At 60.7% G+C, this 21,410-nt stretch carries 16 protein-coding genes and 1 pseudogene; 3 read left to right on the top strand and 14 right to left on the bottom strand.

All coding sequences use genetic code 11. The annotated features are described in order from the left end of the window. Positions 1–46: 46 nt before the first annotated feature. The 8 genes from hutH to hutC all read right to left on the bottom strand — a co-directional run bounded on the left by hutH (position 47) and on the right by hutC (position 9,533). Positions 47–1,570 (bottom strand): histidine ammonia-lyase, encoded by a 1,524-nt coding sequence (gene hutH / locus FBY04_RS00775; RefSeq protein WP_084322523.1) that lies wholly within the window; start codon positions 1,568–1,570, stop codon positions 47–49. A gap of 170 nt (positions 1,571–1,740) precedes the next feature. Further along, positions 1,741–2,571, bottom strand: a complete 831-nt coding sequence (locus tag FBY04_RS00770) for a glycine betaine/L-proline ABC transporter ATP-binding protein (RefSeq protein WP_084322522.1) — start codon at positions 2,569–2,571, stop codon at positions 1,741–1,743. Further along, on the bottom strand, positions 2,568–3,419 hold the full coding sequence (locus FBY04_RS00765; protein WP_008058061.1) for a proline/glycine betaine ABC transporter permease: 852 nt from the start codon (positions 3,417–3,419) through the stop codon (positions 2,568–2,570). The genes FBY04_RS00770 and FBY04_RS00765 overlap by 4 nt, the downstream gene beginning before the upstream one ends. 70 nt (positions 3,420–3,489) lie before the next feature. Then, entirely contained in the window at positions 3,490–4,458 is a 969-nt protein-coding gene (locus FBY04_RS00760) for an ABC transporter substrate-binding protein (RefSeq protein WP_084322521.1), read from the bottom strand. A gap of 69 nt (positions 4,459–4,527) precedes the next feature. Continuing rightward, a complete protein-coding gene (locus tag FBY04_RS00755) occupies positions 4,528–6,000 on the bottom strand; it encodes a cytosine permease (protein ID WP_145314255.1) in 1,473 nt (490 codons plus the stop codon). Between the two features lie 126 nt (positions 6,001–6,126). Continuing rightward, on the bottom strand, positions 6,127–7,809 hold the full coding sequence (gene hutU / locus FBY04_RS00750; RefSeq protein ID WP_145314253.1) for a urocanate hydratase: 1,683 nt from the start codon (positions 7,807–7,809) through the stop codon (positions 6,127–6,129). A 447-nt stretch (positions 7,810–8,256) separates the two neighbouring features. Then, on the bottom strand, positions 8,257–8,826 hold the full coding sequence (locus FBY04_RS00745; protein ID WP_084322518.1) for a HutD family protein: 570 nt from the start codon (positions 8,824–8,826) through the stop codon (positions 8,257–8,259). Beyond that, entirely contained in the window at positions 8,823–9,533 is a 711-nt protein-coding gene (gene hutC, locus FBY04_RS00740; RefSeq protein ID WP_174602685.1) for a histidine utilization repressor, read from the bottom strand. Before hutC ends, FBY04_RS00745 begins: the two co-directional genes overlap by 4 nt. Positions 9,534–9,838: 305 nt before the next feature. On the opposite strand from hutC, the gene FBY04_RS00735 reads away from it, so the two are divergent. Next, positions 9,839–11,203: a formimidoylglutamate deiminase gene (locus FBY04_RS00735; RefSeq protein WP_145314251.1), complete on the top strand. Its 1,365-nt coding sequence runs from the start codon at positions 9,839–9,841 to the stop codon at positions 11,201–11,203. A 106-nt stretch (positions 11,204–11,309) separates the two neighbouring features. Here FBY04_RS00735 and FBY04_RS00730 read toward each other — a convergent pair whose 3' ends face one another. After that, a complete protein-coding gene (locus FBY04_RS00730) occupies positions 11,310–11,879 on the bottom strand; it encodes a lipocalin family protein (RefSeq protein ID WP_084322515.1) in 570 nt (189 codons plus the stop codon). A gap of 31 nt (positions 11,880–11,910) precedes the next feature. Then, the gene (locus tag FBY04_RS00725) at positions 11,911–12,165 is read right to left on the bottom strand and encodes a hypothetical protein (RefSeq protein ID WP_007907841.1); all 255 of its coding nucleotides are present in this window, start codon (positions 12,163–12,165) and stop codon (positions 11,911–11,913) included. Positions 12,166–12,446: 281 nt separating this feature from the next. Here FBY04_RS00725 and FBY04_RS33075 point away from each other — a divergent pair. Then, positions 12,447–13,481, top strand: a pseudogene (locus FBY04_RS33075) (cache domain-containing protein); the annotation flags it as partial. Between the two features lie 93 nt (positions 13,482–13,574). Next, positions 13,575–14,339, top strand: coding sequence for a methyl-accepting chemotaxis protein (locus FBY04_RS33070; protein WP_371927683.1), 765 nt, complete (start codon positions 13,575–13,577; stop codon positions 14,337–14,339). A gap of 117 nt (positions 14,340–14,456) precedes the next feature. On the opposite strand, the gene FBY04_RS00715 is transcribed toward FBY04_RS33070, so the two are convergent. The 4 genes from FBY04_RS00715 to FBY04_RS00700 all read right to left on the bottom strand — a co-directional run bounded on the left by FBY04_RS00715 (position 14,457) and on the right by FBY04_RS00700 (position 21,349). Continuing rightward, positions 14,457–15,059 carry a DUF924 family protein gene (locus FBY04_RS00715; protein ID WP_145314247.1) on the bottom strand — a complete coding sequence of 201 codons (603 nt, stop codon included), beginning with the start codon at positions 15,057–15,059 and terminating at the stop codon, positions 14,457–14,459. 3 nt (positions 15,060–15,062) lie between these two features. Then, positions 15,063–16,073 (bottom strand): class 1 fructose-bisphosphatase, encoded by a 1,011-nt coding sequence (locus FBY04_RS00710; protein ID WP_007933966.1) that lies wholly within the window; start codon positions 16,071–16,073, stop codon positions 15,063–15,065. Between the two features lie 303 nt (positions 16,074–16,376). Next, positions 16,377–17,750, bottom strand: coding sequence for a DUF3999 domain-containing protein (locus tag FBY04_RS00705; protein WP_145314245.1), 1,374 nt, complete (start codon positions 17,748–17,750; stop codon positions 16,377–16,379). Continuing rightward, the gene (locus FBY04_RS00700) at positions 17,747–21,349 is read right to left on the bottom strand and encodes a DUF2339 domain-containing protein (protein ID WP_145314243.1); all 3,603 of its coding nucleotides are present in this window, start codon (positions 21,347–21,349) and stop codon (positions 17,747–17,749) included. The genes FBY04_RS00705 and FBY04_RS00700 overlap by 4 nt, the downstream gene beginning before the upstream one ends. Positions 21,350–21,410 lie beyond the last annotated feature (61 nt).

The raw sequence follows: 21,410 nt of genomic DNA, 5'->3' as shown, positions 1-21,410 counted from the left end.
GCCTTTTGGGGGGCTTGCGCCTTGGCACGCTGGTTTGATGTAGGAATCAGTTCAGGTTCGGCAAAGCCTTGTGCAGCAAATTCGAATCTTTCAAAACCCCGGCAGCCGCAGCGATATCCGGCGCCAGCCAGCGGTCCTGATCGTAGGCCGGAACCCGTTCACGCAGCAGACGCCAGGCGGTATCAGTGCCTGCGCCGAAGCGCTGCTCTTTGAGGAATTCAAATGCCTGAGCCGCCAACAGGTACTCGATGGCGAGGATCTGTGTGCAGTTTTCCAGTGCGCGATGGAGCTTCAGTGCGGCGTTGGTGCCCATGCTCAGATGGTCTTCCTGCAGGCCCGAGGTCACGTAGTTGTCGAGCACCGCCGGTTGCGCCAGTTGACGGTTTTCCGCACACAGCGAAGCGGCGACGTATTGCACGATCATCATCCCCGAGTTCACCCCCGGATTGGCCACCAGGAAGGCCGGCAGACCGCTGACGTGCGGGTTGATCAAACGGTCGAGACGGCGCTCGGCGATGGAGCCGATTTCCGCCATGGCAATGGCCAGCAAATCAGCGGCCATGGCCACGGACTGACCGTGCGGGTTGGCCTGGGACATGATGCGGAAATTGTCCGGCGTGCCCAGCAGCAACGGGTTGTCGGTGCAGCCGTTGAGTTCGGTTTCGATCTGTTGGATCGCGTGCGCCAGTTGATCCCGTGCAGCGCCGTGGACCTGCGGGATCGAACGGATGCTCAGCGCATCCTGGGTGCGGATGCCTTTGCTCGACGCAATCACTTCACTGCCATCGAGCAGCGAACGCAGGTTGATGCCGACCTGCTGCATGCCCGGATGCGGCTTGAGGGCGATGATCTCGGCATCGAACGCTGCGATCTGGCCCCGCTGGGCTTCGAAGCTCATGGCGCCGATCACGTCGGCCCATTGCAGCAGGCGCGTGGCATCGGCAATCGCCAGGGAGCTGAGGCCGCTCATGCACGGCGTGCCGTTGACCAGGCACAAGCCGTCTTTGGCGCCGAGCTGAACCGGTTGCAGACCTTCTTCGGCCAGGGCCTGTTGCGCAGAAACAATCTGCCCGCGATAGCTGACATTGCCGACACCCAGCAGCGCGATGCCGATGTGCGCCATGTGGGTCAGATAACCCACCGAGCCCTGGGACGGCACTTGCGGGGTGATACCGCGATTGAGCAGCGCCAGCAGCGCTTCGACTACCCGGCGATGGATGCCGGATTTGCCGTGGCTGTAGTTGCGGATGGCGGCGCACATGATCGCGCGCGTCTGTTCGTCAGTCAGTGGCGCGCCAACGCCACAGGCGTGACTGAGCAAGGTGTTACGCGACAGTTGGCTCAGCTGTTCGTCTTTCAGCGAGACGTTGCACAGCGCACCCAGACCGGTGTTGACGCCGTAAGCGCGTTCGCCGCTGGTGACGATGCGCTGGACGATCGCCTGAGCGTTCTCGATCCGCGCCCAGGCCTGGGCCGACAGCTCGAGCTGCGCGCCGTGGCGGGCGACTGCGACGACATCCTGCCAACGCAGAGGGGCGTCGGCGATAACGATTTTTTCAGCCTGGGACATCTTTGACCTCGTGCATACAACCTGAATATTGATGCAGCTTTGCCGACGCCTTCGCGAGCAAGCCCGCTCCCACATTGGATCTGTGTCGAACACAAATTTTTAAAACACCAACAATCCAATGTGGGAGCGGGCTTGCTCGCGATGAGGCCGGCACTGTCACCGCAAATGTCTTAAACCACCGCCGCCCGCCGCTGTACGAACCGGTCGACATACTCATCCGCCGGCGAATGCAGGATCTCTCGCGGCGTACCCACCTGAATCAGGCGGCCATCCTTGAGGATCGCGATGCGGTTGCCGATGCGCACGGCTTCGTCGAGGTCGTGGGTGATGAAGACGATGGTCTTGTGCAGGGTCTTTTGCAGTTCCAGCAACTGGTCCTGCATCTCCGCACGGATCAACGGATCGAGCGCACTGAACGCTTCGTCCATCAGGATGATATCGGTGTCCGCCGCCAAGGCACGAGCCAGGCCCACACGCTGACGCATGCCACCCGAGAGCTGGTGCGGGTATTTGTTTTCGTAGCCCTTCAGGCCCACGGTGTTGATCCAGTGCAGCGCGCGCTCGGAGCACATCTGCTTGGTCTCGCCACGCACTTTCAGGCCGTAGGCGACGTTGTCCACCACAGTCTTGTGCGGCAGCAGGCCGAAGCTCTGGAACACCATGCTGATCTTGCGTCGGCGAAATTCGCGCAGGGCGTCCATGTCGTATTGCAGGATGTCCACGCCATCCACCAGGATAGCGCCGCTGGTCGGGTCGATCAGGCGGTTGAAGTGGCGCACCAGGGTCGATTTGCCGGAGCCGGACAGGCCCATGATCACGAAGATCTCGCCACTACCAATGCTCAACGACAGGTCGTTCACGCCGACCACGCAGCCGGTTTCGGCCAGCACCTGATCCTTGGTCTTGCCCTGGCCGATCATGCCCAGCGCTTCCTTGGAACGGTTGCCGAAAATCTTGAAGACGTTTTTGACTTCGATTTTGCTGATGGCTTGGTTGTTCATTTGCTCACCTCATGCCGTGCACGACCGTACGCCTGTGTAATGCGGTCGATCACCACTGCCAGAATCACGATCGCCAGACCGGCTTCAAGGCCACGTCCGACGTTGAGGGTCTGAATCCCCACCAACACATCTTCACCTAGGCCACGGGCACCGATCATCGAGGCAATCACCACCATCGAAAGGGCCATCATGGTGGTCTGGTTGATCCCGGCCATGATGCTCGGCAGGGCCAGCGGCAGTTGCACACCGAACAGTTGCTGCCAGCGGTTGGCACCAAAGGCGTTGATTGCTTCCATCACTTCGCCGTCAACCTGGCGAATGCCCAGATCGGTCAGGCGGATCAGCGGTGGTGCGGCGTAGATCACGGTGGCGAAAATAGCCGGGACCTTGCCCAGACCAAACAGCATCAGCACCGGGATCAGGTACACGAAACTCGGCATCGTCTGCATGATGTCCAGCAGCGGCATCAGCACCGAACGCAGGCGATTGCTGCGCGCCGAGAGAATGCCCAGCGGAATGCCGATCAGCACCGAAATGACCGTCGCCACCATCATCAGCGCGAGGGTCTGCATCAGCTTGTCCCACAGGCCGACCGCGCCCACCAGGAACAGCAAACCGACAATGACGGCGGTGGTTACGACTTTACGGGTTGCGTGCCAGGCAACGCCCGCCACGATCGCCAGCATCAGCCACCAGGGCGCCGCACGCAGCAGCCCTTCAAGATTGACGATGGCCCACAACAGGGTATCGGAGATGCTGCGGAACACGTCGCCGTAGTTGGTGACCAGCGAATCGACCCAACCGTTGACCCAGTCGGCGATGGAAAAGGTAAAGCTTTCGGGAAACATAAGAGGCTCTCAATCAAGGGGTTGCGATCAAGCATCCGACTGCCGCTGACGACAGTCGGAGAGGCTCAACCTACAAGGCCGCGTCGATCTTTTTGGCTGCGTCTTCGCTCACCCATGCGTGCCAGACTTCAGGATGTTCCTTGAGGAAGATTTTCGCCAGTTTTGGTGACTCGATCCGCTCTTTGGCCATACGCCCGAGATTCTGGTTCAGCAGGTCGATCGGCAGGTTGACCTTTTCCAGCACAGCCACCAGTTCCGGGGCTTGCTCGTGGAAAGTCTTGGACAGGCCGACCTTGATGGTCACTTCCTTGTTCACCCCAGGTTTCTCTTCGAGCTTGACCAGGTCAACCTGGCCCATCAGCGGTGTTGGCGACCAGTAGTAAAACAGGATCGGCTCGCCACGCTTGTAGCTCGACAGCACGGCGGCATCCAGCGCCGGGCCGGTGCCCGGACGGAAGTTGGTGTAGCTGCTTTCCAGGCCGTAGCTCTTCAGCATTTCGCTGTTGTCCAGCTCACAGGTCCAGCCGGCCGGGCAGTTGTAGAAACGGCCCTTGGCTGGTTCTTCGGCATCCTTGAACACCGAGGCGTACTTGGCCAGGTCAGCAATGTTTTTCAGGTCCGGCGCCTTGGCTTCCAGCTTGCGCTTGGCGTCACCTTCGATCACGTAACGCGGCACGTACCAGCCTTCGACTGCGCCGACGACCGGGGCACCGACACCGACGACTTTGCCGGCCTTCTCAGCCTTGTTCCAGACTTCGCTGCGGCCGACCCATTCTTCGGCAAACACTTGAATGTCATTGCTGCTCAGGGCGTTTTCCATGGTGATGGAGTTGCCCGGCAGGCTGTCGGTCTTGCAGTCGTAACCTTTCTCCAACACGACTTGCAGCACGTCGGTCAGCAACATGGCGCTTTCCCAGTTCAGACCGGCGAATTTCACCGGCTTGCCCGATTCGCACCAACCGGCTGCCTGGGTGGCGCCGGCGCTGGCGAGCAGGCCCATGGAAAGCAATGTGGTCAGCAGGGTCTTGTTCGATTTCATTGTAGTGACGCTCCTAATCATGAATTGGCTTACGGCAGTCAAGAGGCATCCAGCCCTATCCACGTCCAATCAGGCCTGCGCCGCAGCGCGACCGGCCCCGCTTGTTTTAGGTTGTACAACGCTGTCCTGCTCGACCGGCAGAATCAGTTGATCGGGCACGGTGCCGTGCCATTTTTTCGCACACAGGTAATACAGGGCTGCAGGCAGCACCAGACCGATGATCCAGGAAATATCCACATCACCCAGAGCGGCCACCAGCGGACCGGTATAGAACTTGGTGGAAATGAACGGCAGCTGCACCAGCACACCGAACACATAGATACTGATACCGAGCATGTTCCAGCGACCGTAGCGACCGTTCGGATCGGACAGCGCCGGCACGTCATAGCGTTCGCGGGTGATGCAGTAGTAGTCCACCAGGTTGATCGCGCTCCATGGCGTAAAGAACGCCAGCAAGAACAGGATGAACGACTTGAACGCACCGAGGAACGAGTGCTGACCGAGCAAGGCGATCAGGGTCGCTGCACCGACGATGGCTAACACGAAGACCAGCCGCTGCAAGCGCGATACCTGCAGGTGTCCACGGAAGCCGCTGATGATGGTCGCAATGCACATGAAGCTGCCGTACGAGTTCAGCGTGGAGATGGTGACCTTGCCGAACGCGATGCTGAAGTACAGCAGCGCAGCAGTGGCACCGGTACCGCCCAGACCCACGATGTAGGCCACTTCGTGGCCGGCGAATTGCCCGTTGGCCGAGGCCGCGGCAAACACACCGAGGATCATCGCCACCTGTGCGCCAATGACCGAACCCGCACCCGCGGCGAAAAAGGTTTTCACCGAGGAAGTCTTGCTCGGCAGGTAGCGCGAATAGTCAGCCACGTAGGGGCCGAAGGCGATCTGCCAGGACGCCGCGAGCGACACCGCCAGCAAGAAGCTGCTCCAGCTGAAGTGGCGGATTTGCAGGAGTGCGCCAACGTCCGTCTGGCTCATCAGACGGCTGAACAGGTAAACAAAGGCAATCACACCAATGACGCTGGCGACACGGCCAATGAAATGGATCACCCGATAACCGAGTACCGTGACCAGCACGATGACACTGGCGAAGATGAGGATACCGACGGTGTCACTGACGCCAAACAACTGGCCCAGCGCCTGACCGGATAGCACGGTTCCGGTTGCGGTGAAGCCGAGGTACATCAAGCAGACCAGTACGATCGGGATGGCCGCGCCATAAACGCCGAACTGCACACGGCTGGAAATCATCTGCGGCAGGCCAAGCTTGGGCCCTTGCGCGGCATGCAGCGCCATCACGCCACCGCCGAGCAGTTGCCCGATCAGCAAACCGATCAACGACCAGAACACGTCACCGCCCAGCACAACGGCCAGGGCCCCGGTGACAATCGCGGTGATTTGCAGGTTGGCACCCATCCACAGGGTGAACTGGCTAAACAGGCGACCGTGTCTCTCCGCTTCCGGGATGTAGTCGATCGAGCGTTTCTCGATCAAGGGTTTGCTGCCTGCACGATCGTTGTTAACAGCCATGATTCAACCTCTGTGGATTGTTATTCTGGGTTGGTGCAACCCTTGTAGGAGCCGGCTTGCTGGCGATTGGGCCTGACACACCGGGGTGTCTGAATCGCCAGCAAGCCGGCTCCTACAGGGCAAGCATTACTTGCCGGTAATCATCGGCAGGTTCAGGCCCTGTTCCTTGGCGCAGTCGATCGCGATCTGGTAACCCGCATCGGCGTGACGCATGACACCGGTCGCCGGGTCGTTGTGCAGAACGCGAGCGATACGCTCGGCCGCTTCGTCAGTACCGTCGCAGACAATCACCATGCCCGAGTGCTGGGAGAAGCCCATGCCGACGCCGCCGCCGTGGTGCAGGGAAACCCAGGTCGCGCCGCTCGCGGTGTTGAGCAAAGCGTTGAGCAGTGGCCAGTCGGACACGGCGTCGGAACCATCCTGCATGGATTCGGTTTCGCGGTTCGGGCTGGCGACCGAACCGGAGTCCAGGTGGTCGCGACCGATCACGATGGGCGCAGACAGCTCACCGCTACGCACCATTTCGTTGAACGCCAGGCCTAGCTTGGCGCGCAGACCCAGGCCAACCCAGCAGATACGAGCCGGCAGACCCTGGAAGCTGATGCGCTCGCGGGCCATGTCCAGCCAGTTGTGCAGGTGGGCGTCGTCGGGGATCAGTTCTTTGACCTTGGCGTCGGTCTTGTAGATGTCTTCAGCGTTGCCCGACAGTGCAGCCCAACGGAACGGGCCGATGCCACGGCAGAACAGTGGACGGATGTAGGCCGGTACGAAGCCTGGGAAATCGAATGCGTTTTCCACGCCTTCTTCCTGGGCCATTTGACGGATGTTGTTGCCGTAATCAAAGGTCGGGATGCCTTGTTTTTGGAAGTCGAGCATCGCCTTGACGTGCACGGCCATGGACTGCTTGGCGGCCTTGATCACGGCAGCCGGTTCGATCTTGGCGCGGGCGCGATATTCGTCCCAGGTCCAGCCTGCTGGCAGGTAACCGTTGAGTGGGTCGTGGGCGCTGGTCTGGTCGGTGACCATGTCCGGGCGTACGCCGCGCTTGACCAGTTCCGGCAGGATTTCAGCCGCGTTGCCGAGCAGGGCGATGGAGATCGCCTTGCCTTCTTTGGTGTATTTGGCGATGCGGGCCAAAGCGTCATCGAGGTCTTTGGCCTGTTCATCGACGTAACGGCTTTTCAGGCGGAAATCGATACTGACCTGCTGGCATTCGATGTTCAGCGAGCACGCACCGGCCAAGGTGGCAGCCAGAGGCTGCGCACCACCCATGCCGCCCAGGCCCGCGGTCAGTACCCACTTGCCTTTGAGGTCATCGTTGTAGTGTTGGCGACCGGCCTCGACGAAGGTTTCGTAGGTGCCTTGGACGATGCCCTGGCTGCCGATGTAGATCCAGCTGCCGGCGGTCATCTGGCCGTACATGGCCAGGCCTTTGGCGTCGAGTTCGTTGAAGTGTTCCCAGCTCGCCCAGTGTGGCACCAGGTTGGAGTTGGCGATCAGCACGCGCGGTGCATTGGTGTGGGTCTTGAATACGCCGACCGGCTTGCCGGATTGCACCAGCAGGGTCTCGTCGTCATTCAGGTTGGTCAGGCTTTCGACGATCTTGTCGTAGCATTCCCAGTTACGCGCCGCACGACCGATACCACCGTAAACCACCAGTTCTTTAGGGTTCTCGGCGACTTCCGGGTCGAGGTTATTCATCAGCATGCGCAGTGGCGCTTCAGTCAGCCAGCTCTTGGCGGTCAGCTTGTTACCGCGGGCAGCGCGGATTTCAACGTCACGAAACTTAGTGGGTTTAATGTCAGTCACGAAAAAGACTCCTCAGCGATCAATCCAAACCAACCCTGGCGGTGGGTAAGCCAGCCTGTGCGCGTCAAAGCGACACAAGCGAATCAGTGGACGCTGCGGAGAGTCTCGGTCGACTCATACGCATACGTCTTTACTTGTACATACAAGCATATGCAATCAAGCGGCCAACTTGTTGGATGCGTGTTCAAGAAAAATTCTGAAAGGGGTGCAAAGCCTGTAGATCAAGGGCTCTGAGGAAGATGAAATTTTTCGGGGGGGATTTTGCGGAGGGGTGATGGCTTGTTACTTGAGCGTGGTTTTGCGCCACGCTGGGGCGTTCGGTAACAAAGTGGTGCGCTTTCGGGAACGCTCAAAAGCAAAAGATCGCAGCCTTCGGCAGCTCCTGCAGGGTGTACTCATGCCACCGTAGGAGCTGCCGAAGGCTGCGATCTTTTTGAGATTCGGATATCAGCGTGAAGTCAGCTCGATCACGCAGCAGGCGCCGTTACTGGAGACATCCAGCAGGCCGGTGTTACCGATGAGTTGCAGGCAATCATGACGACCGAGTTGCGAAGCAGCGTTACCGACCTTTACCTCAAGCGCCTCGCTCACACTGAACACCAGCACAGTCCCGGCCTCGCTGAAAAACCGCTGCTCGCCGTCCAGCCACTGCAACCGAGCGCTGTAACGCAGTGGCGCATAAATCAGGTTGAAGTCGCGAATCGGGCCACCCAGCAACGTGCAGGACACCTGGCTTTCGCCGCTGAAGGCAAACGGGTCCAGTGGTAACAACGGCCGCGTGGCCTGGCCATCCACCGACAAGGTCATGCCGTCACCCTGCAACACGGTGATGATCCGCTCGTAACCGGCGAAGGTAGAAAACCCGCCCGACTCGCCGATATCGGCAATCGACAGGCGCCAGCCGAAACCATCAAGGCCAGTGCCCGCGTCGCGGGTGATTTCTTCAGTGCTGCCGCCACCGTTTTTCCACGGCATGCGTGGATAATCTTTGGCGCGTAAAACTTTCACTTCGCTCATTTATGAAACCGACCTTCCAGACGATGACGGGAACCGGGGTGGATCAAACGGGCGGCGGTCACTGGCTGACGACCGGACCAGGTGCGGCGACGGATCAGCAGGCACGGCTCGCCTTTTTCAATCTGCAGCAATTTGCACTCGCTGGCCTCGGCCAGAATCGCCTCGACCACGTGCTCGCCTTCGGTCAGCGGCGCGACCTGGTTCAGATAGGCGTAAGGCGTTTGCAGGGTGAAATCCTGCTTGAGGTAGTCGGGCGCCACCAGCGCGTTGACGAAACGGTCTTCGATTTGCACCGGAATATCGTTTTCGAAATGCACGATCAGCGAGTGGAAGACCTTCTGGCCTTCACGCATGTCCAGGGCCAGGGCGCGCTCGGAACCGGCGGCCTCTTCTTCAAGGGTGATCACCTGGCACGTGTGGCGATGGCCACGGGAGGCGATTTCGTCGGCGATGTTGTGCACTTCAAACAGTGCGGACTGGCTTTTCGGTTCGGCGACGAACGTGCCGACGCCCTGCATGCGCACCAACAGACCGTCGGCGGTCATCTCGCGCAGTGCGCGGTTGATGGTCATACGGCTGAAGCCCAACTGGCTGACCAGCTCGCTTTCCGACGGAACGCGGTAGTGCGGCGGCCAGTTTCCACTGTCGATTTGCTGGGTGATCATCTGTTTGACGCGAGCGTACAAGGGCGCCGGACTGTCGCCCATGTTCGCGGCCAACGGTGACACTGGTGGCGGAGTCGGCACGGTTAATCCTTGTTCATTTGGTGAGGGTAATGTGGCTTGTGTGGTCAGTTCTGTCAGTCAATTTCGGCGCCGGAAATCCAGATCCTGCGTTGCTGCTCCTCGCCCTAGCCAGCTATGACTCGTCGCAGCGCCTTGGCTCTGAATTTCCGGCATCCGAACTTGAACTGACGAACTGACCACACGAGCCACATAGCTTGCCGGAGTTTACCGGGCAGGCAAACGTCTGTATATGTATATACAAATAACACACGATGGGGTGCTGAACCATGTCCGCCTTCTTTGCCGAACGCGCGCTACTGCCTAGTGGATGGGCCAACAATGTACGTCTTGAGGTCAGCGCCGACGGCGTTTTGACCCATATCCAGGCCGATTCCAACGCAGATGGCGCCGAACGGCTCAGCGGTCCGCTGCTGCCGGGGATGCCGAATCTGCACTCCCACGCGTTCCAGCGGGCCATGGCCGGATTGGCCGAAGTGGCCGGTAATCCAAACGACAGCTTCTGGACCTGGCGCGATCTGATGTACCGGCTCGTCGGAAAGATCAGCCCCGATCAGCTCGGCGTGATTGCCCGTCAGCTGTACATCGAAATGCTCAAGGCCGGTTACACCTCGGTCGCGGAATTTCATTACGTACACCACGACACCAGCGGCCATCCGTATGCGGATCCAGCCGAACTGGCGCTGCGCATCAGCCAGGCCGCCAGTTCCGCCGGTATCGGTCTGACCTTGCTGCCGGTGCTCTACAGCCATTCCGGTTTCGGTGGCCAGACGCCAAACGACGGCCAGCGTCGCTTTATCAACAGCACTGAAAACTACCTGAAGCTTCAGTCGCGCTTGCAGCCGATCCTGGCGCAGCAACCAGCGCAGTCGCTGGGCTTGTGTTTCCACTCATTGCGCGCGGTCACACCCCAGCAGATCAGCGAAGTGCTGGCGGCCAGCGACAAGCAGTGCCCGGTGCACATTCACATCGCCGAACAGCAGAAGGAAGTCGACGACTGCCTGAGCTGGAGCGGTCGTCGCCCTCTGCAATGGCTGTATGAGAACACCGAAGTCGATCAGCGCTGGTGCCTGGTCCACGCAACCCACGCCAATCCGGAAGAAGTCACGCTGATGGCCAAGAGTCGCGCCATCGCCGGTCTGTGCCTGACCACCGAAGCCAACCTCGGCGACGGGATTTTCCCGGCCGTGGACTTCCTCGCCCAGGGCGGGCGCATGGGCATCGGCTCCGACAGCCATGTGTCATTGAGCGTGGTGGAAGAATTGCGCTGGCTGGAATACGGCCAGCGTTTGCGCGATCAACGACGTAACCGGCTGTATGACGCGGAACAACCGATGGTGGGTCGCACGCTGTATGACGCGGCTCTGGATGGCGGCGCGCAGGCGTTGGGTCAACCGATCGGTGCGCTGGAGGTAGGCAAACGGGCAGATTGGCTGGTGCTGGACGGTAGCGATCCGTACCTGGCCACCGCCAGTGGCGACGGGATTCTCAATCGTTGGTTGTTTGCCGGTGGCGATCGCCAGGTGCGCGATGTGCTGGTCAATGGCCAGTGGGTTGTGCGGGATGGGCGTCATGCCGGGGAAGAAGAAAGTAACCGCGCGTTCACCCAGGTCCTGCGAGAACTCTTGGGTTGATAACAAACCCTTGTAGGAGCCGGCTTGCTGGCGATGATATGTCAGCGACATTGAAGTCGACTGACACTCCATCGCCAGCAAGCCGGCGCCTACAAGGGTTGCATCATCAGTTGGAAGTCTTGGCCATCTGCGTATCCGTCGCACGCCAGATCAGCCGCGTCGTGTCATACCCCTGCTGACGCGCCTTGCTCAGCAGTTCTTCACGCACTACACCGTTGACCGTCGGGGTTCGCGACAGCAGCCACAGATACCGGCGGCTCGGGTCGCCGACGATGGCGGTCTTGTAGTCTTCGCTGACGTACAGCACCCAGTACTCACCCTTCGCCACACCCGGAATCAGTCGCGAGAACCAGGTGTCGAACTCGACCCACAGCTTGTCGGTCTTGCCCGGCACTTGCGGATACGCCGTGCCCTTGGCTTCTTCCCATTGCCAGTCCGCCGTCAGGCAGCGATTCAGCACCAGGATGTTGCCGTCCGGTTTGAGGGTGTAATGAGCTTCGGATTGCGCACAGTTGCGCTGGAAATACATTGGCAGACGCGCCAATTCGTACCAGGTCCCTTGGTATTTCTTCAGATTGACGCTGTTGACGGTTTTCGGCGCCAACGGATCTTCGCCAGAAGTGGCGCAGCCGGCCAATACCAGGCCGGCAAAAAGGAGGATCAATAACCGCTTCATTGTTTTTCTCCCGCGAGCGTACCGCCCCGGTTTACTTCAGGCCTTGGCCAGAAAACATCAACACTTTGTCACCGGCGTACTGCACGCTGATAAAGCTGTTCTTGTCGCCCCAGGTGCAACTGGACATGCCGAGCGCGCCCGAGCAGTCGGTGGGTTTGCCCAGCAAGGTTTCAACCTCGGCCTTGGGCATGCCTGTCGACAGCTTCGAATAATTTTCCTGATTGATCTTGCCGCACGCGGCCAACAACACGCAGAACGAAAGCAAAGCGATAGAACGCAGCGACATGGTGTAGCTCCTGGGGTGAAGGGAATGGCATGGCTGCCAAGCTGAAGCTTAGAAGAGAAAACCCCATTCTGGTTCCCTGACCAAGCGCCTATTTATCGGGCCGCTCGTCTGCCTTTTGCCGAAAAATCAGCCACTTTCATTTGCTGCCGAGCATTTCGTCGGTTTTGGCAAAAGTCGCCTCATCTTTGGCGCCGGCCAGTCGACATAAGAGCAGCGCAAAGCCCCTTCCTGTGGCACATTGGCACCCCTTGTTGACCAGCCCCTCCGCGGTAGCTCATTTAATGACCAGAAACATGAAGTTCAGCCACAAAATCCTGTTGGCTGCTGCCCTCGTGGTGGCCGTTGCATTCGCCTGTTTTATCCTGTTCAACGACTACCGCCAGCGGCAAACCCTGCGCAGCAATACCGAATCGTCAATGCAGGAACTCGGCAGCCTGACCACCAGCAACATCCAGACCTGGCTGGAAAGCCGCATTCAGTTGCTGCAGTCGCTGTCCCAGCAAATCGTGGTGGATGGCAGTGCACAGGCCAACCTCAAGCGCGCCATCGACCTGCCCGCCTACACCAGCAACTTCCAGCTGAGCTATTTTGGCGGCACCGACGGCGTGATGTTTTCGGTCCCGGCCGGCAATCGCGCCGCCGATTACGACCCTCGCGCACGCGGCTGGTACAAGGCAGCCAACAGCGCGCAACAGACCATCGTCACCGAACCGTACATCGCTGCATCCTCCGGCAAACTGGTGATCACCGTCGCCACGCCGGTGCAGCGCCAGGGCCAGATGATCGGTGTCGCGGGCGCCGACATTGACCTGTCCAGTGTCAGCGCGATCATCAACTCGCTGAATTTCGGCGGTCACGGCCATGCGTTCATCGTCAGCGCCGACGGCAAGATCCTGATTCACCCGGACAGCAAACTGGTCCTCAAGAATCTGGCCGAGGCCTACCCGAACGGTGCCCCGCAAGTCAGCCCGGGCATGAAAGAAGTCGAGATCGACGGCAAGCGCCAGTTCATCTCCTTCACCCACGTCAACGGCGTGCCGTCGGCGAATTGGTATGTAGCGCTGGTGCTGGATCAAGACACAGCGTTCTCGATGCTCAGCGAATTCCGCACCTCGGCGATCATTGCCATGGTCATCGCCGTAGTGATCATCATCGCGTTGCTGGGCATGCTGATCAGCTTCCTGATGCAGCCGCTGCTGACCATGGGCCGCGCCATGCATGACATCGCCGAAGGCGAAGGTGACCTGACCAAACGCCTGACTATTCACGGCCATGACGAATTCGGTGCGCTGGGCACCTCGTTCAACCGTTTTGTAGAGCGTATTCACACCTCGATCCGCGAAGTGTCCTCGGCCACCGGCCAGGTCAACGAAGTCGCACTGCGCGTCGTCGCCGCGTCCAACTCGTCGATGTTCAACTCCGATCAACAAGCCTCGCGCACCAGCAGCGTGGCCGCGGCGATCAACGAACTGGGCGCCGCCGCCCAGGAAATCGCCCAGAACGCCGCCCTCGCCTCGCAGCACTCGAGCGACGCGCGTGCCTTGGCCGAAGACGGTCAGCAGGTGGTGGATAAAACCATCGCGGCGATGCAGCAGCTCTCGGCGAAGATCAGTGATTCGTGCGGCAACATCGAGACGCTCAACAGCAACACGGTAAACATCGGGCAGATTCTGGAAGTGATCACCAGCATCTCGCAGCAGACCAACCTGCTGGCGTTGAACGCCGCCATCGAAGCAGCCCGGGCCGGTGAAGCCGGACGCGGTTTTGCCGTGGTTGCCGATGAAGTGCGCAACCTGGCGCATCGCACGCAGGATTCGGCGCAGCAAGTGCAGAAGATGATCGAGGAACTGCAAGTCGGCGCTCGCGAAGCGGTGAGCACCATGACCGACAGCCAGCGCCAGAGCGAAAGCAGCGTCGGCATCGCCAACCAGGCTGGCGAGCGTCTGGGCAGCGTGACCCAGCGGATCGGCGAGATCGACGGGATGAACCAGTCCGTGGCGACGGCGACCGAAGAGCAGACCGCGGTGGTGGAATCGATCAACGTCGACATCACTGAGATCAACACACTGAATCAGGAAGGTGTGGAGAACTTGCAGGCGACGTTGCGTGCCTGTTCTGACCTTGAACAGCAGGCCGCGAGGTTGAAGCAGTTGGTGGGCAGTTTCAGGATTTAAGCCTTTCTTACGGGCCCCTTCGCGAGCAAGCCCGCTCCCACATTGGATTTGCGTCGATCACAAAATCCCTGTGGGAGCGGGCTTGCTCGCGAAGGCGGCATCAGCCGCGATGAAGATTTAGAACCTTGACCCAGGCCCTGAAAGAAACGCCAACTCCTCAGCCGTAGACTCCCTTCCCAACACCGCATTGCGATGCGGAAATCGTCCAAACCGTGCAATCACTTTCTGATGCCGCTCGGCGTAATCCAGGTTATCGGCAAACACTGCCCGATCAGCCTCAGGCTGCTGCGCCACCAGATCGACAAACCGCGAAACCGCTTCGTTCTGCACCGACAGATTCTCGCAGTGCTCAAACACCAGGTAGATAAACACCCGCTGAATCGGCCGCAACTGCCGATCGAAATCCGCAGCAATGCCTTGCGCCACCAGTGCCTGAGCCCTGAGATCGCCTGAAAAGGATTTGGGAGTGTCGCGATAGATCATTCGCGGGAGTTGATCGAGCAGCAGCACCAGGGCCAGCCAACCGTCGGGGCGTTGCGCCCAGTCAGTCAATCCGCCGGCCAGTGCCTGCTCGACCCAGTCCCCGAAACGCGTCCGCGCTTCGAGGTCCTGGCTGTCGCGCTTGCCGAACCACAACTTGCCCTTCTCAGCCGCTGTTTCGTTGGGTGATTCGGCGTTTCCGAACCACCATTCGAGCAACGGCTGCCAGGGCGCGGTCATGGTTTATTCCTTGTGATAAGCCGTGACGCGTGCGACTTCTTCTTTCGAACCGAGGAACACCGCTACGCGCTGGTGCAAGCCTTCCGGCTGAATGTCGAGGATGCGCTGGTGACCATCGGTGGAAGCACCGCCGGCCTGCTCAACCAGGAACGACATCGGGTTGGCTTCGTACATCAAGCGCAGTTTGCCCGGCTTCGACGGCTCGCGGCTGTCGCGTGGGTACATGAACAGACCGCCACGGGTCAGGATGCGGTGCACGTCGGCAACCATCGCGGCGACCCAACGCATGTTGTAGTTCTTTTTCAGCGGGCCTTCGTCGCCAGCCAGCAATTCGTCGACGTAACGTTGCACCGGCGCTTCCCAGTGACGCTTGTTGGACGCATTGATCGCGAATTCCTGCGTGGACTCCGGGATCGTGATGTCTTCATGGGTCAGCACGAAGCTGCCCATTTCACGGTCCAGGGTAAAGCCTTTCACGCCATTGCCCAGGGTCAGCACCAACATGGTCTGTGGACCGTAAATCGCATAACCGGCGGCAACCTGCTGAGTGCCTGGCTGCAGGAAGGCCTTTTCGTTCAACGGCTCGTTCTGGGTCAGGTATTCGTTCGGGCAACGCAGCACCGAAAAGATCGTACCGACCGGCGCGTTGATGTCGATGTTCGACGAACCGTCCAGTGGGTCGAATACCAGCAGGTATGCGCCTTTCGGGTATTTGCCCGGGATCTGGTAGGCATTGTCCATTTCTTCGGACGCCATGCCGGCCAGGTGACCGCCCCATTCGTTGGCTTCGAGCAGGATGTCGTTGGACATGACATCAAGCTTCTTCTGCACTTCACCTTGGACGTTTTCGGTGCCCATGCTGCCCAGAACACCACCCAGGGCGCCTTTGGACACGGCGTGGCTGATTTCCTTGCAGGCACGCGCCACCACTTCGATCAGGAAGCGCAGATCGGCAGGAGTGTTGTTGCTGCGGGTCTGCTCAATCAAATAGCGACTCAGGGTAACGCGGGACATGGAAGGCTCCGGTGGAATGGGGGGGGCTAAAAACCCGCGCAGTTTAACGCGAGTCGGGGCGCATTTCCTCCTATCAGACGTGGAACACCCAATAGAGTTCATGTGCCGGGTTTAGCGTAGTTCGAAACCGGCCGGATGTCGGCCGGCGACGGGCGGCAGTTTTGATATCTTCTCAGCCTGAAAGTCAGCCTTCGCGGGCAAGCCCGCTCCCATAAGGTTTTGTGTCGTATGTGGAAATTGCGAACGACGCGAAACCTGTGGGAGCGAGCTTGCTCGCGATTTGGCGCGCAGCGCCAGCCATCCTCAGGAGTTGGCCGGAGGTTTGCGCAGCAGACTGAATGCCATCGCCGCCAGAAACAGAACACTCAGCAACAACACCGCCCACAACCCGAACTTCTTCCAGTTGGTCCCGACCTGCGAAGTCGACGTGACTGTCGATGTCGGTGTCGCGACCACCCCGCTGTCCACCGTCGCCTTGCCCAATGCCGCCCACTTCGCCGCGCTGTAATCCGGAATCAATGTCGACAACGGCAGGTTCGCCGCCTTCGCCGTCGCACTGCCCAACACCAGCGTATAAGGCCCGGCACCGCGCGCCAGGAACACCAGTTGCGTCGAGCGCACGGCAAACTTCACAGTCGGCGCTTCGGCACCCAGCCCACCGCCCCGCTCGTCCACCGTCAACTTCAACTGCTGCACCGTTTGCCCTGGCAACTGCAATTCGTTCTGCACCACATCCTGCCCACTTTGCGTCAGGCGATAGAGCAAGCCGCTGCTCAGCGGCTGCCACGGCAGGCTGCTGTCCCGACGACCGGACAAGGTCGCCGGCGCCAGGCTGTTCGGCTGACTCAGCTCGACCTGCAAGCGCTCGACATTCAGTCCCATGGGCAATTGCCAGGTGTATTCCCCGGCCTTCACGCTGCTGCCGGCCAACGGTTGCGACCAGACCAACGGCAGCGGCAGGCTGCGGGTGCTGGCGCTTTCCAGTTGCACCGATGTCAGCGTCGGCGCCGACTGCGGCGTGCTCCACAACAAACGCAGATAGCGCGCCGTTTGCCCCGGCAAGCCGACTTCATGTTGCTCGACCCGCTCGTCGGCAAAAGTCAGTCGTGCTACCTGCCCGTCACCCCACGACTGCCAATGCTGCAAGTCGTCGCTGGCTTCGATACTGAAACGCTGGAAGCCATCGCGCTCGCTGGTCCAGTCGAGGATCAACTGCTGCAGCGGCGCCTTTATGCCGCTGACGTCGAGCAACCAGCCACGCAGCACTTCTTCGCCCACCTCCAGCTGACTCGACGGCTGCACTTCGACCAGCGTGCCATTGGCGTTCGATTGCACCCGCACACTCGGTGCTCGCTCGGTGTCGTCCGCAGAGTTGTACAGCGGGAACCACTTCACGTCGGTCAGGGTACGGTTTTCGCGGGTTGGCGCTGCTTCTCGCGCCAAGGCATAGGCCTGAGCCTCACCCGCTGCGTTGAATACGCGCACGTCGCTCAGATCGGTCTGCCGCGCATTCAATTGCACGGCAAAGGGCAATTCGAGGCGATACCACGGCCCCTCGCCATTCACGGTCAACGGCACTTGCGTGGCGAAATCCGACGGTTTTTCCTGCGCGCCGGCCGACAGCGCCACACCCATGGCAATAGCGCCCAACCAGACCAGGTTCAGCTTCGAACTCAAGATGACACTCCTTCGGTTTGCGGGGCCGGTTTTTCTGAATCCGGCGCAGCGTCGGCACGTTTGGGTGGCAACGGGGCGAAATAACCCACCACCAACAGCAACACACCCACGCCGATAAACGAGACGATCCGCGCCAGCCCGCCACGGTTACTCAATTCGACAAAGAACAATTTGGCTACCACGATGCCGATCAACGCCGCGCCAATCAGCCAGACTTCGCGACGATGCCGTAGATGGCCGCCGATCATCAGACTCAGGGCCATCAAGGTCCAGACGATCGACAGACCGGCCTGCACCTGCATCGACGCGAGCAGCAAATCCAGCTCGAACGGTACGCCGCCCCAATGGTGAGCCGTGCGGTTCACCAGCGCGGTAAAGAACGCGAACAGCGAAACGCCGGCGATCAGTTGCGTGGCGTGATCGAAGGTGTCCTTGCGGATCGCCAGTTGCGTCACCGCGCTACGAGCCCAGGCATAAACCCCGAACAGCGCAAACAGCAGGCCCAATTCCAGCGGATTGATCAGCGGCACGTAAGGCAACGGTTCGGCAGTGCCGTCGCTGACGATGTTCGCCAGCCAGAACCAGCCGAGCATCAGCACCGCCAGTGGCGTCGCCGCGTACAGTCGATATTCGCGCGAGTAAGCCGATACCGGCCAGGGCCAGTGGCGTGGCGCAGCCATCAGCACCAGGTAAAGGCTCGGCAGCATTGCCCAACCCAACCAGCGCCAGGCGTTGTACTGCTCGGACAGCAACATCAGGCCGTAACGCAGCTCCAGCGCCAGCACCCCGATCAACAGCCAGCAACCGAGCACATGAGCAGTGCTCAGGGCCCGCGCCGGCAGCATCGGCGCCAGACGCCGCAGTGAGATGAAATGCACGACGAACACCGCCGTCCAGGCCAGCCAACCGAAATCCGCCGCCGGGTGATAACGCGAGTGCCAGGCTGCGAGCAACACCACACCCGCCGCCGGTATCAGCAAGGTGCAGAGCAAGCCCAGCGACGGCCACGTCAGGCGCAACGCCAATACCGCCCACAACGCCACGCTCACCGCTGCAACTGTCAGCAGCAAGGTCGCTTGAAGATTCACTGGTGCAAACCGCAGCACTTCACTGATCCACGCCAGCGCCCACCAACCGGCGCCCCACACCAGCAGCACTTCGGACAAGCGCTGCAAGCTCAGCCCATCAAACGCCGAAGCATGGTTGCCGAGCTGCAAGCGCCAGGCCCCGACCAGCGCGGCCAATCCCAACACCAACGGCGTCCAGAAACCGCTGTGCGCCAATGGTTTCAATCCTTCGCTGGCCAGCGGCCCCAGCAGATCCGGCCCGGCGAACAGGAACGCCGCCCCGCCGATCACCTGGAGCAGCAGACCGAAGACAAAACTCACGCGCTGCTTCAAGTACAGGCTCAGCCAGATGATGAACAAACCACTGGCCGCCCACACCGCGCTCGCGGTTTGCCACGGCAGCACGAACAGCACCGCCAGATTGATCAGCACCAGACCGGCCAGCAACACCACCGACAAACCGCGCAACAATCGAACGTCGCTACGCACCATGTCATCGCGCGCTGCCAGCAACATACCGGCGATCAACGCCAGACCGATCAGGGACGCGCTGAGCAAGCCGTTCCAACCTGCACTGAACACCGCGCCGGACTCACCGTTCGCGCCTTGCAGCCGCAGCAGGAACAACGCTCCTCCCAACAACTGCACAGCGAACGCGGTAAACAGGAACGTGCGCGATTGCAGACGCAGGCCGACAAACAATGTCGCCAGACCGGCCAACGCCCAACTGATTGCGGTGCCGTGGGTGAAAAAGAACAGCGGCGCCAGCAGATAGAGAAAGGTCAGGCCGAGGCACGCCAACACCGGCAAGCCTTTGCGCTCCCACGCCGACGTCTGCTCGGGCAAGGCGTTGCGCAATTGGTAGAAGCTGAACAGCAACGCCATGCCGAGCATCAGCGCACCCAGCGGTGCGCCATCGAGCAGGCTGGCGTCGCCGATCCGCAGCTCGCTGAGAAACGCCAGCGCCGACCCCAGTTGCAGCAGCAAGGCAAAGGCGCGGGCCAGTGGTCGTTGCTGACGCAGGCCGAGCCAGAAAATCCCCGCGCCTTCCACGGCCCAGGCGGCGGAGGTCCAGCGCGCATCGAGGCCCAATGGAATCGCCAGGCTGGCGAAGATCACGCCCAGCGCCAGACAGGTTTCCGCCAGCAGCAGCGCGCGTCCGCCCATCAGCAGACGCGCGAGCCCCATGTAGACCATGCCCAGTGCGAGGGCGCTGAAGGCGGCGGCAAATTCCAGGTGCTGCACCAGCGCGAACTGCAAACCGAAACCCACCAACGGCGGGCCGAACAGCATCGTGCCGTCGACGTAATCGCCTTTACGCGCCGACCAGCGCAGCAGCGCCTCGCGGCTGTCGTCCTCGGGCGCATCGCTCATTTCCAGCAACTTGCGCCTCGTGAACAGCAGGCCGATAGCCAGATACATCAGGAAGAACAGAATCAGGAACGGTTCGGTGCTCCACAGCAATTCCGGCGTATAGGAGCGCAGGCCCCAGGCGAAACCGATGCCGAAGGTGCCGACGAAGCCGATCAGGTTGAGCAGCCGCCAGGCCTTGAACCAGGCGATGGCGAGAATGCCGGCGTTGAGCAAGGCAAAGTAGCTGAATAGCGCGACGTGGTTGCCGGCGCCGGTAGACGTCAGGATCGGTGCAGCGAAACCGCCCAGCGCGGCAGCGCACGCCAGGCCAAGGGAATCCTGGGTGATTGCCAGAATGGCGGAGAACACCGTCACCGCCACCAGCAGGCCGAGCGCTGCCGTCGGATCGAGCAGTGGATGTAAACGCATCGCTGCGAACACCGTCAGGTACAGCACAGCAATCCCGGTGCCTTGCAGCATCAGCGCATAGTGGTGGTTGCGATGGCGCAGCCACCAACCGAGCCCCAGCAAACCCAACGCAGCCGCCGCGACCCCGGCGTAACGCAGTTCGATCGGCACCACCATGCCTTCGGTGGCATAACGCAGCAAAAACGCGAGGCCGAGGAACAACAGCACCACGCCGACCCGCAGCACCGTGTTGCCCCCGAACAGCCAGTTACGCGCACCGCTGATGGCCCTTTCGATGAAGTTCGGGCCGCGCGGAACGGCAGGTTGCTGCGGCTCGCGGGCGACGGGCTCGGCTTTCCAGACATCGTCGGGCAAGGGACGGCTGGCTTGCGTCGCCGTTGCGGTGATCGGTTCGAATTGGGGCGGAAGCTCCCAGACCATCTCCGGGGTCGAGACAGAAATATCTTCGAGAATGAACACAGGAGAGGGGGCGGGGTCACTGGCAACCGGCTCCTCGGCAACCGGTTCGCTGGCTTCAGGTGCCTTGACGCCAGACACCTCCAGCAAGGCCAGGCGTTGCTGGACGGCATTCATCGCCACTTGCGCCTGCTCCAGCAGAACGCGTTGTTCAGCGGCCTGTGAGCCCAAACGGCCGATGCGAATGGCCTGGCCGATCCCCAGCCCGAGCAACGCGCCCAACAGCGCGTCGCTGAACGACTCGTCGAGTATCCAGCCCAGCACCAGCCCAATCAGCATGAACATCCATTGCATGGTCGATATCCCTAAGCAGCCCCGCTGCGGGGCGAATCCGGGTGATACAACATCTGATCCA

It is taken from the genome of Pseudomonas sp. SJZ080 (assembly GCF_007828295.1).
GTDB lineage: Bacteria > Pseudomonadota > Gammaproteobacteria > Pseudomonadales > Pseudomonadaceae > Aquipseudomonas > Aquipseudomonas migulae_A.
This window is presented reverse-complemented; position numbering and strand designations above follow the sequence as displayed.